General features: G+C 45.7%; 17 protein-coding genes. 5 read left to right on the top strand and 12 right to left on the bottom strand.

The window, feature by feature from the left end:
- Window positions 1-159: 159 nt before the first annotated feature.
- From V6W81_RS03410 to V6W81_RS03380, 7 genes are all read right to left on the bottom strand, one after another.
- Window positions 160-1,488: a stalk domain-containing protein gene (locus V6W81_RS03410; protein WP_338541547.1), complete on the bottom strand. Its 1,329-nt coding sequence runs from the start codon at window positions 1,486-1,488 to the stop codon at window positions 160-162.
- Window positions 1,489-1,718: 230 nt separating this feature from the next.
- On the bottom strand, window positions 1,719-2,012 hold the full coding sequence (locus tag V6W81_RS03405; RefSeq protein ID WP_145052348.1) for a hypothetical protein: 294 nt from the start codon (window positions 2,010-2,012) through the stop codon (window positions 1,719-1,721).
- 70 nt (window positions 2,013-2,082) lie between these two features.
- The gene (locus V6W81_RS03400) at window positions 2,083-2,946 is read right to left on the bottom strand and encodes an inositol monophosphatase family protein (RefSeq protein WP_430701000.1); all 864 of its coding nucleotides are present in this window, start codon (window positions 2,944-2,946) and stop codon (window positions 2,083-2,085) included.
- A gap of 108 nt (window positions 2,947-3,054) precedes the next feature.
- Window positions 3,055-4,056, bottom strand: coding sequence for a UV DNA damage repair endonuclease UvsE (gene uvsE, locus V6W81_RS03395; protein ID WP_338541545.1), 1,002 nt, complete (start codon window positions 4,054-4,056; stop codon window positions 3,055-3,057).
- Window positions 4,057-4,183: 127 nt separating this feature from the next.
- Window positions 4,184-4,507 (bottom strand): hypothetical protein, encoded by a 324-nt coding sequence (locus tag V6W81_RS03390; RefSeq protein WP_145052337.1) that lies wholly within the window; start codon window positions 4,505-4,507, stop codon window positions 4,184-4,186.
- Window positions 4,508-4,564: 57 nt separating this feature from the next.
- The gene (locus tag V6W81_RS03385; protein WP_338541544.1) at window positions 4,565-5,665 is read right to left on the bottom strand and encodes a D-alanine--D-alanine ligase; all 1,101 of its coding nucleotides are present in this window, start codon (window positions 5,663-5,665) and stop codon (window positions 4,565-4,567) included.
- Between the two features lie 145 nt (window positions 5,666-5,810).
- Window positions 5,811-6,830, bottom strand: a complete 1,020-nt coding sequence (locus V6W81_RS03380) for an amidase domain-containing protein (RefSeq protein ID WP_338541543.1) — start codon at window positions 6,828-6,830, stop codon at window positions 5,811-5,813.
- A 343-nt stretch (window positions 6,831-7,173) separates the two neighbouring features.
- Here V6W81_RS03380 and acnA point away from each other — a divergent pair, with 343 nt between their 5' ends.
- Complete coding sequence (acnA, locus tag V6W81_RS03375) at window positions 7,174-9,888, top strand: aconitate hydratase AcnA (protein WP_145052328.1); 2,715 nt, start codon at window positions 7,174-7,176, stop codon at window positions 9,886-9,888.
- A gap of 160 nt (window positions 9,889-10,048) precedes the next feature.
- Here acnA and V6W81_RS03370 read toward each other — a convergent pair whose 3' ends face one another.
- The 5 genes from V6W81_RS03370 to V6W81_RS03350 all read right to left on the bottom strand — a co-directional run bounded on the left by V6W81_RS03370 (window position 10,049) and on the right by V6W81_RS03350 (window position 14,082).
- Window positions 10,049-10,255 carry a hypothetical protein gene (locus V6W81_RS03370; RefSeq protein ID WP_338541542.1) on the bottom strand — a complete coding sequence of 69 codons (207 nt, stop codon included), beginning with the start codon at window positions 10,253-10,255 and terminating at the stop codon, window positions 10,049-10,051.
- Window positions 10,256-10,490: 235 nt separating this feature from the next.
- The gene (locus V6W81_RS03365) at window positions 10,491-11,042 is read right to left on the bottom strand and encodes a VanZ family protein (protein WP_338541541.1); all 552 of its coding nucleotides are present in this window, start codon (window positions 11,040-11,042) and stop codon (window positions 10,491-10,493) included.
- A gap of 63 nt (window positions 11,043-11,105) precedes the next feature.
- The gene (locus V6W81_RS03360; RefSeq protein ID WP_338541540.1) at window positions 11,106-11,969 is read right to left on the bottom strand and encodes a M15 family metallopeptidase; all 864 of its coding nucleotides are present in this window, start codon (window positions 11,967-11,969) and stop codon (window positions 11,106-11,108) included.
- A 336-nt stretch (window positions 11,970-12,305) separates the two neighbouring features.
- Window positions 12,306-13,394 carry a HAMP domain-containing sensor histidine kinase gene (locus tag V6W81_RS03355; protein ID WP_338541539.1) on the bottom strand — a complete coding sequence of 363 codons (1,089 nt, stop codon included), beginning with the start codon at window positions 13,392-13,394 and terminating at the stop codon, window positions 12,306-12,308.
- Window positions 13,387-14,082, bottom strand: a complete 696-nt coding sequence (locus V6W81_RS03350; RefSeq protein ID WP_145052313.1) for a response regulator transcription factor — start codon at window positions 14,080-14,082, stop codon at window positions 13,387-13,389. Before V6W81_RS03350 ends, V6W81_RS03355 begins: the two co-directional genes overlap by 8 nt.
- Window positions 14,083-14,166: 84 nt before the next feature.
- Here V6W81_RS03350 and V6W81_RS03345 point away from each other — a divergent pair, with 84 nt between their 5' ends.
- The 4 genes from V6W81_RS03345 to V6W81_RS03330 all read left to right on the top strand — a co-directional run bounded on the left by V6W81_RS03345 (window position 14,167) and on the right by V6W81_RS03330 (window position 17,707).
- Window positions 14,167-15,117, top strand: a complete 951-nt coding sequence (locus V6W81_RS03345; RefSeq protein WP_338541538.1) for a helix-turn-helix transcriptional regulator — start codon at window positions 14,167-14,169, stop codon at window positions 15,115-15,117.
- Between the two features lie 70 nt (window positions 15,118-15,187).
- Window positions 15,188-16,009 (top strand): zinc ribbon domain-containing protein, encoded by an 822-nt coding sequence (locus V6W81_RS03340; RefSeq protein ID WP_338541537.1) that lies wholly within the window; start codon window positions 15,188-15,190, stop codon window positions 16,007-16,009.
- Between the two features lie 530 nt (window positions 16,010-16,539).
- Window positions 16,540-16,707, top strand: a complete 168-nt coding sequence (locus tag V6W81_RS03335) for a hypothetical protein (RefSeq protein ID WP_156395468.1) — start codon at window positions 16,540-16,542, stop codon at window positions 16,705-16,707.
- Between the two features lie 310 nt (window positions 16,708-17,017).
- Complete coding sequence (locus tag V6W81_RS03330) at window positions 17,018-17,707, top strand: hypothetical protein (RefSeq protein WP_338541536.1); 690 nt, start codon at window positions 17,018-17,020, stop codon at window positions 17,705-17,707.
- The last annotated feature ends 276 nt before the right edge of the window (window positions 17,708-17,983 follow it).

Raw genomic sequence — 17,983 nt, 5'->3', positions numbered from 1 at the left:
CATATTTACACATCCATGGTCAGATGACAAGTCATATTTATTCAACTTTTGGAGTCATGAAACAATCTATTCACGATGTACGCGAATAAAAAGACAAATAGACAGAGAATTCCCTCTGAAATGAAGGAACCCTCTGCCTATTCGGATACGAAGTAACGATTACGGATTCACGAATACCGTTTTCAGCTTCGCTACATATTGCACGTCAAATCCAAGACCTTCTGCTACCATAGCAAGAGGTACGTATGTTTTGGACTCTTTGCCTACCTTGTTCAGGAAGGCAGGTGTGTCAACCTTAACCGATGCTCCATTAACTAGAACCGCATTCGCACCGATCTTCACAGCAACCTTACGATCACCATAAGTAATTGTAGCTGTAGATGTTTTGTTATCCCAAACCGTTGTTGCACCAACCGCGTTCACGATATCCTGAATGGCTACAAAGTTCTTGCCGCTACGGATGATCGGTTTGTACGGTGTATCCAGCGTTTTGCCGCCGACGATAATGTTCATTGGCTCGCCTGCTGCTGGAACTGTCAGTTTCGTATAGTTGCCCCAGATGGTTTTGGAAAACACTTCAGCAATCGATGCATATCCCAATTGATTCGGATGGAAATCACGATCTCTGATCATATGTGTCATCGTACCTTCGCCACCAATAAACTCTTTCGCTACGTGAGCTACTTGTACATCGATCCCTTGGGAAGTGAATTGAGCAGCAATTCCATCAATCGTTGTTGTGAAGGCTTTGGATGCCTCCATAAGTTTAGCATAAAGCTCCTTGCCTGCTACCTCTGGCATCGGTTGATATTGATCAGCAATCACAATTCGAGCGGTTGGATTAATCTCATGAATGTCAGTAATCGTTGCACTAATATTCGCTGTATATGTTGTAAGTAATTCTTTTACCTTCTCTTGCAGCTCCTGATCACTCAGCTTGTTGGCTGTACCGAGCAATTCCGATACGTCATTTCCGCCAATTGTAATGGCTACTAGATTCGCTTGAGCAATACTCTCCCGAATGGCAGCGGTATTCGCTCCGATCTGTCCAGCTCTTGGGTCTGGCAGACTTGGTTGAATCGCTTCAGACGTGAGCGTTTTGCCTTCTTTAATTGCCGTCGTGAACGTCTTCAGACCACTGCTCTTCAACCCAGCAATGCCGAAGTTATCCACTTGCGTACGACCATGAAGCAAGCCTTGCTCCTGCAAACGTTCTACATAGCCATATGGTAGCTCTTGCTCTTTCAAATTAGGCTCGTATCCCACAGTGATAGAATCTCCCAGGGTTACGATACGAAACTCCTTCGTTACCGCTACTGCATCTTTCTTCGCTGGCAACGATGCTTCGGTTGTGCTCGCTGGTAATGTGCTTGTACCTGCCTCTGCCGCATGTGCAGGCAGTGCAGATGATGCTAAGAGCAACATTCCGGCTAACATACTCGCTGTTAATCCTGCTGCTGTATTTCCCCATGTAACTTTACGCTTCATTCTCGTTAACACTCCTTTTCGCGAATCTATCATTTTACACGATTATATAGTACATCCGTCATTCTAATGACATAAGTGCGTGTCATTCTATTCTATCATTATAAAGTAGAGGTTGTCCCCACTACAGATGGGACACATGAAATAACAGGTTTCCCGGACGGGATAACCTGTTATTTCGTTCATTCTTATTCGTTGGCTATGTCTAATTATAGTCACACATTGGCCATTGGTTAAGTTTGCGACGGATCTGCACCTTTGGAATGATTGGGATCCACTGTGTCAGTATCCGGTTTGTTACCGGCAGCTCGTTCCAGATAACGATCATAACGATCGTCTACTTCACGTGCTAATTGACGGAATTTCAACGTTTCTTCGACAATGGGGTCGCGCTCCGTCTGGATCCGCACTTCATATTTGGGAGGAATCAATTGACGTTCACGCTGTTCGGCGTCGCCGGAGTCCTCCATGTCCCCTTCCATCAGCATATCTCTGAGCCGTTGTTCCAGTTCTTTGGATTCATCCATTGGTATTCGCTCCTTTGATTGAATTCACATGATTACGATGACAAGTTATTCAAGCTTGGATAAGTTACGCTCACTCCATACCCGTAGCTTTGGCTTCCTTCAGTACACCTGTCAGGGCGTCATGAATTTTGCCATTACTCGCGACGATATGGCTAACGGACAGATCGTACGGTGTTCCAACCGTATCTGTAATTGTGCCACCAGACTCTGCAACGAGTAGTGCGCCTGCTGCAATATCCCATGGTTTCAGTCCGATTTCCGTATAAGCGCTAAGTCGTCCTGCTGCAACATAAGCCAGATGTAATGCAGCTGAACCGCCAGCACGTAAGTTACGTACCTGTGGGGCAAGCGCTTGTACAGCAGCCATATTAATAGGCAGGGTATAGTTAGGATCAGCAGGGAAGCCAACAGCGACAAGGCTATGCGCCAGCTCTTGCTCTCCAGATACACCCATACGATTACCATGAACGTAGGCGCCTTTTCCTTTTTCAGCTACAAATAATTCATCCCGTGAAGGATCGTAAATAACACCTACAATAACTTCACCACGATGTGCTAATCCGATAGATACCGAAAAGAACGGAAATCCATGCACGAAATTGGTCGTGCCATCCACGGGGTCAACAATCCAAAGATACTCTTCATCTTGAATCTCTTGGAGCGCTCTAGCAGAAGCCTCAGGTCCGGGCTCCACGCCCTCTTCACCCAGAATAGCATGCTCAGGAAAATGGGTAAGAATGAGGCGGCGGATCATCTGTTCCGCTCCTTTATCCACTTCGGTTACCAGATCTTGCGGAGAATACTTGATTCCAAGTTCACTTACCGTTCCAAGGCGACTCTTGATCCACTCTCCAGCTTTGGAAGCTGCATTGATGGCGACGGCAGTATAGCTTTTGCTTGTCACGACATAAGGTGTCTTTTCCTTCTCATTCAAAGCGTTCACTCTACTTTCTATATCAATCTACGAAAAAATTAAAATACTTGTTAGAAGTATACGTCCCTTTGGAGGTAAAGTTTCTAGTTGCCTAAGCCTCTTTTGGCACTAGGGATGAATAATGACCGTTGATTCGTCTACCCACTCCACGCCCTCTTCGTGATAGAACGCTAACTTCTGCATCAATTGAACCAACGCTTCATCTTTACGTTTAGCCTCAATCATAACATCCAGCGCAGGAGTATCTGCAGCAATGTGCCTTAAAAAATCCAGCAACGGCTCTACCTCTACGCCGTCCGCATGACCACGCGGATCTTTCTCACTCTTCGGGCTGGACACGTGAATCTTAGGTACGAGTGGGCGATCCGCTGGTGAATCTGCCTGGGCAAGGGGTGACGTCCATGTTTTCAGAATGTTAGGCCACAGCTCCCAAGGCTTTTCCCCTTCGTTGTTGACCCACTGATGATGAATATCCAGTACCATCGGTAGCCCTAAATGTTCACACACCGCTAGAGTTTCGGGCACATTGAAGGTTTTGTCATCATTTTCGAGCGTGATCCGCTCTTGAATATCCCTGTCCAGCTTCATAAAGTTCTCTTCAAAACGAAGTGCTGCAGAAGGCTTGTCCCCATATGCACCACCAATATGTATATTGTTCTTGGCAGTTGCATTTAGACCCATTGCATCCAGCATCCGCACATGATGACGCAGATCCTTGATCGAATTACGCAGCACTTCCTCACGAGGTGTACTGAGTACCGTAAAATGATCAGGGTGAAACGATACACGCATCTGATTCTCCTTCACAAATTCACCTATCGCTGCAAAATCAGATTTTAGTGCCGGAAATGGATCCCAATCACTTAGATCCTCATGCGTTGCGAGTGGAATTAATTTGGAGGAGAAACGGTAGACATGAATATGACTCCCGCGATTATGTCTGAGTAATCGTAACGTATTGTGTAGATTCTCAGCCGCGATCCGTTCCAGCTTACGAATGGCTGCTTGCCTGTCGTCGATCTTTTTGAAGCTGGCCATGGTCATTGTGCGCGATGGTGAAGCATTCTCCACAAGCACAGACATAGCCACGTAACCAAAACGCACGAGCATGAAAGTTCTTCCTCTCTATGGGCGGCAATTCTGCCCGACTCTGATACGCCGAGCTTTGCCAACTTGTATATAACCAAGTTTTACCCTAAACGAAAGACCATAATCGCTCAGGCACCAAATCGGTTGATTAACCCTGCGCCTGCTCTCCAAAGAACATCTCGTCGGCAAGTGCAGTCTGGATGCGTGATTCTTCTTCCGTTAATTTACGGATGAGTTGCATCTCTACTTCGGTCACCTCTTGGTTTTGGAAGTTAATCTCCGCAATGGAAGCAACAATCTTCACGATGGCAACCGCCACATTGTCCGGTGTGTACGCAATGACTTTCTGTCCGGTAGGGAATACCCGGAATCCTTGTTTAACCATTTTGCCACGGCCATATTCAAGCAGCTCGAATAGTTCTTGTTCGCTTTTGAATTTGCATACGGAATTGAATTCAGTCTGAAATCCCATGCCTATCCCTCCTTAAATTAGCGTGTAAATAATAAGTTCATTTTATAAAATCCGAAATTATACTTGCACTCCATTTTCGTAGTTTAGAGCTTGTTTGCGGTTGTATCGCTCCAGAGCCAGCTCAATCATGCGATCCAGCAACTCCGCATACGCTACACCCGTTTCACGCCACAGCAAAGGATACATGCTGTACGGTGTGAAACCTGGCATTGTGTTCACTTCATTAATGAGCAAGGCGCCATCCGATTTGCGGATGAAGAAGTCCGCGCGGGAGATACCATTGCCTTCGATTGCACGAAATGCCTGCAACGCCGCTTCACGAATACGATCTGCCGCTTCTGGATCGAGTGGTGCAGGAATCAACATCTGTGATTGTCCGTCAATGTACTTAGCAGCATAATCATAATATTCACCGGAGGATACGATTTCTCCTGGCACCGAAGCCATCGGTTCATCGTTTCCTAGCACACTCACCTCGACTTCGCGTGCTTCAACGAACTCCTCAATAACTACCTTCGTATCATAACGAAGTGCGAATTCTACAGCTGTTTTCAATTCATCCCGGTTGCGTGCTTTGGAGATGCCCACACTTGAGCCTAGGTTTGCCGGCTTGATAAAGCACGGATAACCTAGCTGATCTTCAACCTGAACGATCATTTCATGCTCAGATTGTTTCCATTGTGTCGCGTTAAAATAAGTGAAGGCACATTGGTCAATACCCGCCTGTGCGAACAATTTCTTCATTACCACTTTGTCCATACCACCTGCTGAAGCGAGTACACCCGCACCAACGTAAGGCATATCTGCCATCTCGAACATACCTTGGATCGTTCCGTCTTCACCGAATGTGCCGTGCAGCAGTGGGAACATCACGTCCAAAGCTTCTTCTCCACCGTACAGGCGACCGAATAGCGCGTTCAGCGCTTCCTGAGTTCCGCCCGCAGCTTGTTCTAGCTTCAGGTCTTCGATCTGCGCGAATGGCGCATGCATCACAGAACCTTTTTTCCATGTACCTTGCTTGGAGATGTAAAAAGGAACTAGTTCATACTTCTCATAATCAAATGCATTTGTTACAGCAAACGCCGTTTGCAGCGATACCTCGTGCTCGCCAGATTTTCCGCCATAAACGACGCCTACTTTTAATTTATCCATACTCATGCGTAACCTCCGATTATCTGTGCATCATGCCTTCATCATGAACGTAATCACGACAGGCACCATTGTTATTCTGTACTGATCTTATTTTACACGGAATGGGCTTGGCTCGTCACCGAAAACAAGTTCTGTCCCTGTGAGAACAGACTCAAAATTCGTCTGCAATGTGAAAAAGCCGATACACCGTACGCTCTGTCCAAGCGTAAGAGTCCTGGTAATCCCAGTAACGGTGACGACTGCTGACTGTATGTGCGTTAACAAGCGGCATGCCACCAGCATCAAAGGCGGTTACCACCGTGCTATGCTGAAAGCGACCATCCCCGTCCCAATCGTAGAGAATGACATCCCCCAGCATCAGTTGCTCAGGACGCTCCACTACCGTTGCGGTCAAGCCCCAAATGCTACTGGACAGATAACGCTCCAAACTGTTCGATACCGCCCAGCTATAGCTCCACATTTCCGTGCCATTTACATAACCTTTATACCACCAGCCCGCTTCTCTTCTACCAGTATAGTGGATGGGTGCCTCCCCTGCAAAGAGGCACTGGGACACGTAATTGGTGCAATCTACCTCGAATTCTTCAAATGCCGGATTGCCTGTATTCCACCAACGATCTGCATACGCAACCGCTAAATCTCTGCGATACAATTGTTGACGGGAGCTGCGCCCCTGCCTAAGCACATCATGATTGAGCAAAGGTCGATTCATCGCCTGTACAAAATCAGCCTGCTGAAAAGGTCGACTCGCTCCAGGAGGGCGACGTTCGGGCACCTCCCGTTCTACCCGTGTAATCGTCCAAACTCCGTTCTGCCGTAGAAAGGTCAACCGTTCCCGCTCAATTCGATCTTCACGATGAGTCATGCCGCTTTTCTCATAAAACAACCTGCTGTATAGCTGCACATCCACCACGGATTCTTCCGGACTCTCGGTAACCGTACGTATGATTTTGGCGCTGGTCTCACTCCGCAATGGCACAGCCCGCCGCCTACGATACCACTCGTCTAATCTCGCCATACGCTCGCCCCGATCCAGAACAAACGCAGGATCGGTTACAATACGTTCGCTTGTCTGTGGGCGGTAGTCAATCTCGCAGCGATTATATTGGTTAACATACGTATATAAAGCACTCTTCCATTCCCGTTCCAAGCTGTTGTCCCCCTTCGGCATAAGCTGTGTTTGGACGATCTCCCACCGATATGCACAATAAAACTACTTCTATATCTATGAGAACCTACCGGGTTGTATGAGTACGCCTTCTGAAATCCAAATGATACAAACTTGCTCTTTGTGAGAAAACGCCTTCATTCTTTTTGATAAGCAGGATTTCACAGGCAAAAAGCCCTTTACGTAGACCTCTTGAAACGGTATACTTAAAACTAAAGTTACGATTATGAAATTATGTTTCACCTAATGAAACTAACGAACAAGAACACGGAGCGATGAAGGCCTGTTCTTCATTTAAATGAATGTCTTCTTCATCTCACCGACACATTTTTAAGGAGGTACATGTATGTCAGCCAAGAACCATTTCTCCGCCGCACGCAGTCTTGAGGTCGGAGGCAAGTCTTACCGCTACTACAGTTTAGATGCTCTTCAGGAAGGCGGCTACGGCGACCTTTCCAAGCTTCCCTTCTCTATTAAAGTGCTGCTTGAAGCAGCAGTTCGTCAATTCGATGGACACGCAATTACCGAAGAACATGTGAAACAATTGACCGGCTGGGCAGATGGCCGTGACAATAACAAAGAAATTCCATTTATTCCTGCACGTATCGTTCTGCAAGACTTCACCGGCGTACCTGTTGTCGTTGACCTTGCTGCAATGCGTGATACGGTTAAAAAAGCAGGCGGCGATCCAAAACAGATCAACCCGCTCGTACCGGTTGACCTCGTTATTGACCACTCCGTCATGGTAGATGCGTTCGGAACAAACGATGCCCTTGACTACAATATCAAGGTTGAATTTGAGCGTAACGAAGAGCGTTACCGTTTCTTGCGTTGGGCACAAACGGCGTTCAACAACTTCCGTGCGGTTCCACCGTCCACAGGGATCGTTCACCAAGTCAACCTGGAATACCTGGCTTCCGTTGCTGCAACCAAAACAGTTGACGGCGAAACGGTTGTATTCCCAGACTCTCTCGTAGGTACTGACTCCCATACAACGATGATCAACGGTCTTGGCGTTGTAGGTTGGGGTGTTGGCGGGATCGAAGCTGAAGCAGGTATGCTTGGCCAACCGCTTTACTTTGTTACACCTGACGTAATTGGTTTCAAATTGACTGGTAGCCTGAGCGAAGGCGCAACAGCAACGGATCTGGCGCTGACGGTTACCCAAATGCTTCGTAAAAAAGGCGTTGTTGGTAAATTCGTAGAGTTCTACGGCCCAGGACTTGCTAATATCGGTCTTGCTGACCGTGCAACTGTAGCTAACATGGCACCTGAATACGGCGCAACAATCGGTTTCTTCCCTGTAGATAGCGAAACGCTGAACTACTTGCGCAGCACAGGCCGTTCCGATGAGCAAGTGGATCTGGTTGAAGCTTACTACAAAGCTCAAGGTATGTTCCGGACTGCTTCAACTGTAGATCCTGAATTTACAGATGTTATTGAACTTGACCTCGGCTCCGTTGTACCAAGCCTTGCAGGACCTAAACGTCCACAAGACCGTATCGAGCTGACACAAATGAAAGAAAGCTTCAACAGCATCATCCGCACACCGGTTGATAAAGGTGGATACGGACTGACTGAAGAGAAGCTTGAACAAAAAGTACCTGTTAAGCATCCTGATGGTTCAACAAGCGAGCTTGCTGCTGGAGCTGTCGTAATCGCAGCCATCACAAGCTGCACGAACACATCTAACCCTAGCGTTATGGTTGGAGCAGGTTTGCTTGCGAAAAAAGCAGTTGAACGTGGCTTGACTAAACCAGGCTACGTGAAAAGCAGCTTGACTCCAGGATCTCTGGTTGTTACCGAGTATCTGGAAAAAGCAGGTCTGATCGACTACTTGGATCAACTCGGATTCAACGTTGCTGGTTACGGCTGCGCGACTTGTATCGGTAACTCCGGTCCACTGCCGGATGAAGTAAGCGAAGCGATTGCTGAGAACGATATGACCGTAGCGGCTGTATTGTCTGGTAACCGTAACTTCGAAGGCCGTGTACACGCTCAAGTTAAAGCTAACTACTTGGCTTCCCCACCACTCGTTGTGGCATACGCACTCGCAGGTACGGTGAATATTGACTTTGAAGTCGATCCAATCGGATATGATACGAATAACGAGCCTGTTTTCCTGAAAGACCTCTGGCCTAGCTCTGAGGAAATCAAGGATGCGATTGCTAGCTCCCTGAACGCTCAAATGTTCCGTAACAAATACGAGAACGTATTTACAGCTAACGAACGTTGGAACAACATCCCTGTACCAGAGGGCGAATTGTACGAGTGGGATCCGAACTCCACGTACATTCAAAATCCTCCGTTCTTCCAAGAGCTTGGTGACAAGCTGAACGATATCTCCGATATCCGTTCTGCACGTGTTATGGCATTGCTTGCTGATTCCGTAACAACGGATCACATCTCGCCAGCAGGTAATATCGCACCGTCCAGCCCAGCTGGATTGTACCTGAAAGAGCATGGCGTAGAGCGCAAAGACTTCAACTCCTACGGCTCACGTCGTGGTAACCATGAAGTTATGATGCGTGGTACGTTTGCGAATATCCGTATTCGTAACCAAGTGGCTCCAGGTACTGAGGGTGGTATTACGAAATACTTGCCAACAGACGAAGAAATGTCCATCTACGATGCTTCCATGAAGTATCAGGATGAAGGACAGAACCTGATCGTTATCGCAGGTAAAGAGTATGGTACAGGAAGCTCCCGTGACTGGGCAGCAAAAGGAACATTCTTGCTCGGCGTCAAAGCCGTTATCGCAGAAAGTTTCGAGCGGATTCACCGTAGTAACCTTGTCGGCATGGGCGTTATGCCATTGCAATTCCAAGAAGGTCACGGCTGGTCTAGCCTGGGTCTGAATGGACGCGAAACATACGACATTACTGGCCTAAGCAATGACGTGAAACCAGGACAAGAGTTAAAAGTAACTGTAACTCGTGAAGACGGTACACAGTTCGAATTCCCTGTTATCGCTCGTCTGGACAGTATGGTTGATGTGGATTACTACCATAACGGCGGTATCCTGCAAACTGTATTGCGTCAAATGATGAAAAAAGCTTAATTGCATTAACCTTTCGTGCTATGAAGTGATGTAAAAGAAGCTCCCCATCGTTGCCGGTTGGCATAGATGGGGAGCTTTTTTTGGATTTATTGTATATCTACGGGCCGATGATATGTCTGTAATGAATGAATTAATTATATCCTGACCTGAAGACTGCTTACTAATGACCAATATGATGGGAGGCTTGATCCAGCATTTGCAGCACTCCCATGATAAGAAATAAGCATGACATCATGATGAGCGAGTATTCAATCCATCGGGATGCCGTACGGTCCATCATACGACGATTTGAGGTATGCGTTACATAACGCGGACTAGCGATGAACATAAGACCTACGCCAATGATCAGAAGAGCCATATAGAACATGTAAATCCCCCCTCTAAGTGCGTGTTCAAAAAGGTCGGTTTTCAGTACCGAGAAGCTGGGATGAAGATAGAAATGGAGTAGCGGAGCGTAGGCAAAACTACGTGAGCAACTACATTGTTTTCGAAGAAAACAAACTTCGTAAGCATCCTCTTATTTCGGCTGAATTCCATATCGGACGCTGAGATGCCGCTCTCGCATCCTTCGTAATCAAAAGCGGACTTTTTGAACAACCTCTTTAGGTGTGACTTTTGTTTGCATCATATCGTTTCTTCACAGTACGCTCAGGTTCACCTGCTATCATCCGTTTCACCCCACGAACCAACGCAAAGAGAACATACCCAATGATTCCACCCGCAGTATTGAGGATAAGATCATCCACATCAAATACACCCATACCGGTCAATAGCTGTGTCACCTCATAGGCCAGACTGAGCAGTAGAGATAACACCAACACGCTTGCCCCCGCCAACAACTTGTTACCCATTAGCACAGGAATAAATATACCTAGTGGAATAAAAGCGAGCACATTGCCAAACAGATGAATGGCACTACCCGGTCGACCCAACGACACACTATGCCAGTCTCTTGCAATCTCCTGAAATGGCGTTAAGTTGACAATTCGTGTATGAATAAGGTCTGGCTCTTGCATGAGCAACTTAAGTTGAGTCAGTACCAATTTAATATCAACCGGGTTACCTTTAAATAAGATAAGCTTAGTTAACAGATATAGATAGATGACCAAAGCGGAGATCCATAAGAGTTGGATTAATATTTTTTGGGTTTTCATGATGGAACCTCCATTATATTGTACGATTGCGAGTATGCTAATGTTGCGATGTTACTGGTAATGTTACTCCTTTACCGTCACGACGACGCCGTCCATGTTATCGCCCGATATCTCATATGAACGGTTCTCAGGGATGTATACCGCCTGTTCTCGGGAAGCAGTGTAATAATGAACGTGATAGGTCTGACCCTCAACATCAACAGTCAGGCTCTTCTTGTCCTTAAGCAGCTCCAGATATTGCTCCAAAGCCAAATTTCGCTGATACATGACGGCACTATGCGGTAAACCTACATAACGAAAGTGCCAGGGTTCGTATTGAATCCCTGTAATATGTACCTTGTCCTTCGGATACCGTAAAATAAAACCATATTTCCAGGCATTCTGCTCCAGCCAGGCCCCTTCTGGTGCTTCACTCATAGCGGCTAATGTAGAGCCTACATCTACGGACAAGCCTAGATTATGTTCACTGTGCCCCGGAGGGAGCGCATAATCCAACCCTTTTTGCTCATACAATCGTGCTTGTTCTGCCAAGTCCCGATAACCACTACTTATAATAAAATATCGGACATCATCGTGGCCAGCGGCTTCAACCATCTTCTCGAACGCTTGGGCTACGTACCGTGATAACATGATGTTCTGATCCATCAAGCCGTATCCACGCACCAACTCGTTCTGTTCAGCTAAATTCACAATATCCGTTCTCATGCCCTCTGGATGAACAGGATACTCCGAATTAACGAGTAATAGATTACCTTTATGTACTTCATTTTTCATATCTACATGAATGGTTTGGGCGTATTGTGTATGAATCTCATTCGTATACTGAATCTCGATCATCGGCTCAGTCGGTTCTTGTAACCAAGCAGTTGATCTGCTGAAAATATAACCCACGGCAACGATACATATCAAAAATCCCCACTTTTTCATCTCCACGCTCCTCCTTTTCCTCATTAAATCAAGGATAGAAGAAACTAGTTAAATAAAAGCAGGGCAATTCTAAAGTTTTTCTTAAATTAGAGCGTATCTTGCAACTATATAGGTTCAACTAAAGAAGGTTTACACTTGCCACTCCGATGACAGAATAACCTTCCGATCGCTGTTATCCCCAGATTTTTTGGATTCCCTTCTTCAAAGGGAAAATCCGGTGATAAAGGCGAGCGCTTCGCTTCTTCACGTTATTTCTGTCCTCTCCGTTCTCGTGTAAAAAGTTTAGTTAAACTTATATATTTCATTGGATTTAATTGGATTTAATTTAATTTGATTTCACGCTAGCGCGGGCAGCCGAATCTCAAATACCGTTCGTACAACATCACTTTGAGCCGATATGGCTCCATCATGCTGCTCCACAATATTCTTTGCGATAAACAACCCTAGACCAGTTCCACCCTCCTGAGGTGTCCGCGAACGATCCCCGGTATAATACATATCGAAAATATGGGGCAAATCTTCTGCATCAATATATCCTCCATAATTCATGACCTGAACGATGACTTGTCCCGCTTCATTACGCCCGTTAATATCTACGTATAGACCGTCCTTACCGTGGCGGGCTGCATTAATTAATAGATTTTCGAACACACGCGCAAGCAGCTCACCATCCCCCGAAATGATTAATTCGGGATCCATGTTCAATCGAGTTACCAAGTGGTTCTTTTCAAATACCGGATATAACTCCTCATTCAATTGTCGGAGCAATTCGCTAATGTCGAGTCGTTTTTTCTCTAGTGGTAACATGCCGTAGTTCATTCTTGTAATTTCAAACAAATCATCAATCAGTTTCTCTAAACGCTGGGACTTGGTATATGCAATGGAAGTAAAGTGCCTAACCTGCTCCTCTGTCAGTTGATCATCCTTCACCAATAGATCTAGATAACCTAACACGGAGGTTAAAGGGGTTCGCAGATCATGGGCTAGATTCACCACCAGCTGATCCTTGCTGTTCTCTGCAAAATCACCCCGCTCTACCACTTCCTTGAGCTTGAGACTTGCCAAATTAATATCCTCTGCAATGGTTCCTAATTCGTCTTTAGAGGAAATCTGCACCCGATGCTGAAAATCTCCATTGGCCAAATGTCTTATGCCTGCAGAGATGTCTTTAAAGTAGGTAACATAGGGTTTGGTAAACCAGAAGAAGAACAATATTGCAAGTGGAATGAACAGGAGTAAGAAAAAATAAATATCCCCGATGCTCTTCATAAAATGGCGATATTCAGCAAGCTGATCTTCTGCCCGCACTCCCGAATAGAAGTATTGCATCAGTTTGTACACACCATAGGTAATCGCACCAGAGGCGAGCATACTCAGCCCAAGTAACAGAATCATCGTTGTTCGAAAACTTCTACGTTTATTCATTGAATGTGTACCCCACACCCCAAATTGTTTTGATAAACTTGTTCTTGTCTACGTCTTCACCAAGCTTCTTACGCAGAGTTCGAATATGAACCATAACGGTATTACCGCTCTCATAATAAGCCTCTCCCCACACTTGTTCAAAAATGCTCTCGGCACTAAAGACCTGTTTGGGATGGCTCGCAAGCAGATATAAAATATCGAATTCCTTCGGTGTTAATTCTACAGGCTTGCCATAGAGCATAACACTATGCTGATCGGGGGAGATCACAAGCCCACCTTTCTCGAGAACAGAGCGCTGGACAGATGGTGCCTGACTGAATTGAAGCGAACGGCGTAACTGTGAATTCACACGGGCAACCAGCTCCATCGGATTAAACGGTTTGGTCATATAATCGTCTGCACCCATCACGAGTCCCGTAATTTTGTCCATATCCGAGGTCTTCGCGCTCAGAAAAATAATAGGCATATGGTGCTGCTCCCGAATCTTGCGGGTCACCTCATATCCGTCCATACCAGGCATCATAATATCCAAAATCGCTAAATCTATCGCTTGTGTCTGAACGGCCTGAACCGCCGTTTTGCCATCAAATGCTTTGATGATATGATATCCTTCTTTTTGCAGGTGCAAAGCAACCAGATCCGCAATCTCAACTTCATCATCTGCGATCAATATCGTAATACGTTTCATTGCCTATTCCACTCCTATATGTGATAGTGGGCAGTATAATCTATCTGAATCTAACATAATCAACGATCGAAAGGAAACCCACTCATGAAACTGGATCGTTTATTAGCTATCGTGGTTCTGCTGGTCAATCGAGGTCGTGTACAGGCCAAGGACCTAGCGGATACGTTTGAAGTGTCTATCCGTACCATTTATAGAGATATCGACACACTGGGTCAAGCTGGCATCCCTGTCGTCACGTATCAAGGCGCTAGCGGCGGAATTGGTCTTGCAGAGGGCTATCGACTTGACCGTAACGTGCTGACAGATCAGGATCTGGCATCGATCGTGACCGCACTTCGTAGTATCTCTACTTCGCATAGCAACGTGGCACGTGATCTCTTGGTGGAGAAGCTCAGTAGTATTGTACCTGAAGCCAAAAATGAAGATTTCCAGTCTAATACGAGCCGCTTCATTGTCGATTATTCAACTTGGACACATCCCGAAGCATTGCAGATCAAGCTTCAGTTGATCGAATCGGGGATGGATCAGTCACGGCTCATCACCTTCACCTATTGCAGTGCTGGAGGGAATCAGACCATCCGAACTGTTGAACCCCACACGCTGGTGCTCAAACGGCATTCTTGGTATCTCTATGCATTCTGCCATGAGCGGAATCAATTCCGCATGTTCAAGCTAGTCCGTATGCGAGATGTAACCCTTGCACAAGGGTATTTTGAGCGAAGACTTATACAACCACATGACAGACCCTGGCAGCAAGAATGGGTGGCACCCGAAAATCAGGCTCCTCTGACCCTACGATTCCACGCTCGTGCCCGTCATCTAGCAGAAGAATGGTTTGGCATTGAAAATGTCATTCCCGATGGAAACGGTTATTACATCAGTCAAGTCGCCTTTCCAGAAGATAACTGGCTGTACGGCTTCATTTTAGGCTTTGGAGCAGATGTCGAAGTGTTAGAGCCAGAGCATATCCGAGTTACAATAAGGCAAATGGCAGAACAGATTGTACAAAATTATACTTCTGCATCTCAAACCTGACAGACTGCTGTCTAGTTCCTCTCGGTATACTTTCCATATATTCAGTTACAACGATCGAGGAGGAATTGATATGAACACGACGTTATGCCAAAGCTGCGGTATGCCGCTAACAACTCCAGCACAGTTCGGAACAGAGGCTGATGGGAAGGCTACGAGAGAGTATTGTATCTACTGTTATAAGGAAGGGCAATTCGAGCAGCCTAACATTCCACTAGAAGGTATGATTGAAATGTGCACCGCAATTCTCAAGGAGGAAGGCATGGATGAGGAGTCTGCACGATCTATGCTGCGGAATCAGCTTCCATATTTGAAACGATGGAATGGCACTATAGAGAGAGGAACCTTGGCAAGCTCAGGGGACGATTCAAATGATACATCTACGGAGTCGAATGGTCTGGGCGGTGCGCTTCTTGGATTGTCTGAGCCTGTTCGTTATGTCACACTCCCGGCGAAACGACTTGCGGGTGTGTCAGCGAGAACAACCAATGCGATTGAGATCAGTGGCAAAGGCTGCATTCAAAGCTTGTGGAATCAGTATTTCTCCTCCGACCAACTGTCTGCACCAGAGGTAGCTCGCTATGGCTGTTACAGCGACTATACGGACGGTATTACCGGGGAGTACACCATTCTGGTTGGTCACGAAGTGAATGTGGATGAAGCTTTGCCCGAGGATATGGATTCAGTTCATCTGCCTCCGGCTACTTACGCCGTGTTCACCTCCAGAAGAGGACCTATGGCAGAAGTTGTAGGTGAAGCATGGGGAGCAGTATGGGCTTGGGCAGATCAGCATAAACGTATATTTACAGGGGACTTCGAATTGTATGATGAACGTAGCATCGACCCTGAGAATGTTCAGGTAGATGTATATATTGCTGTTCAATCCATGCAATAGATTGTTATTTTATGTGATAGCTATGACTAATCATAAGTTTATACTCTAGATTCATATTGAGTGAGCTATCGGAGGAATCCGATGGCTCTTTGTTATGTGTACTTTTAGCGAATAATTTCAGCCAATGATAGATCACTTATTAGAGTCAGATCAACGCTAGTGGGCTTATTATTTGCGCAAACAGATAACCTTGCTTCCCTTCAAACAACGGTCTAAGGTACCAAGTTACTTAGCAATTCCCGTACCTATTCAACCAGACAATATGCCTTAATTAGGGCATGGTTGACTTATTTAAAATTGGGTCTATTCACTTAACAACCGATTCTATCCTCCCATATGTCCCCTTCGAAATACAGTCCTTTATTCCTGAATTTCCCTAAAAACGTTTACATCTCTCAAATACCGGGTAAAATCACTACAATCCAATTGGAATTACATCATAAATTTGCTCATTTCATATAACAAGTCACATATACCTATATAGGTATAAAACATAAATACATAAATAATGCATCAAAGGAGGAACCAAGATGATCCGCATGCCTATTCAGCAAATGATCCCGTATCACCACCAATATCCGCGCAACACGGCGACCAATGCTCCAAAAAAGGAGAATGAGAGCACTCAAGGCCTATCCTTTCATGAAATTTTGCAGCAAAAGATCGCCAATAAGAACGCTACGCCATCTATGCGCTAATATATTATGACCTAACCGTCTCATGTGCTTATTCGGTTACAATCAGCTTACCGTCCTTCCAGAACGCTAGGAATGACGGTTATTCGCTGTTGTCGAGTACACATTGGTTAAATCGGATGGTGAAACTGTTACCAGGCGATTCCCTTGTCTTTTCATATATGATGTCAGTTTCATCATGTGACGGTTTACTTGGCATATGTACAAGCGTATACAGTATGTACAGTGCCCTGCCCACCCTCTATAATGGGTAATTACTCAGGCAAGCCTAAGTTGCTCACAGGCAGCTGAAGCCATTAGGGGGAAAATTACTATGCTTACCATCAGTTGTTTTCACGCTCACTATTCCAACATTCCCTTGGTCGAAGAAGCTCTATCAGCCTATGCGGTGGAACTCGTGCATTATGTTGATCCCGGTCTGGATCGGCTTAAACATGATGAAGGCTTCTCCGACGCAATAACGAAGGACAAAGTATCCCAAACCCTGCAATGGATTGAACGCTGCCATTCCGATGCCATTCTTGTGACCTGCACCCTGTTTGCTGCTGTTCTGGAACAGGAAGCACGGGAGATTGCCATTCCTGTCATCGGCATTGATGACCCACTGTTAGCGGAGATACAGCGCGAGAACAAGGAATACATATTCGCTTTTACCAACCCGGCTACAGTTGAAGGTACGATGGCACGGGTGTATCAGGCTTTACAACAGGATTATGAGAAAGAGCCGAACTGTGTCACCGAGGCGCCTCAGCCAGAGGCAGTGTGTATTCCTGGGACGTTTCAATTGATTATGCGCGGTGACAAGGAAGGTTATCTTGCAGCAGTACGTGAAGGATTACAGTATATTGCTGGGCAGCATCCCGGCAAAACGGTAGTCGCAGCCCAATTATCCATGGCTCCTGCTGCTGCGCTTGTCCAGGCAGACACGGGTATTGCGATCCATAGCCCTTTGGCATTGCTTGCAACGTATTTGAAGAAGAAGCTAGGCATAGCACCGCATTGAATGTTGGAATGGGGAGTAGATTAGGGCATTAGTTTTATACTTTTTATATCTAGTCTATTCCATATTAATATGTATAACTTATAATAATAAATTTCCATAGGTTTTGGGCTCTGGAAGTTAGTTTCTCAGGCTCAGCTGATAATGATTCCAGAGGTGTATTTAAGAATTTTTATTATTAATAAGTCCCTTATTAATAAATATTTTATATGTTTGAGCTAAAATAAAATATATAAAATTAAATTCACAAAAGAGAACGATTTAAAAATCGTTCTCTTT

The organism is Paenibacillus tundrae, from assembly GCF_036884255.1.
Classification (GTDB): domain Bacteria; phylum Bacillota; class Bacilli; order Paenibacillales; family Paenibacillaceae; genus Paenibacillus.
This window is presented reverse-complemented; position numbering and strand designations above follow the sequence as displayed.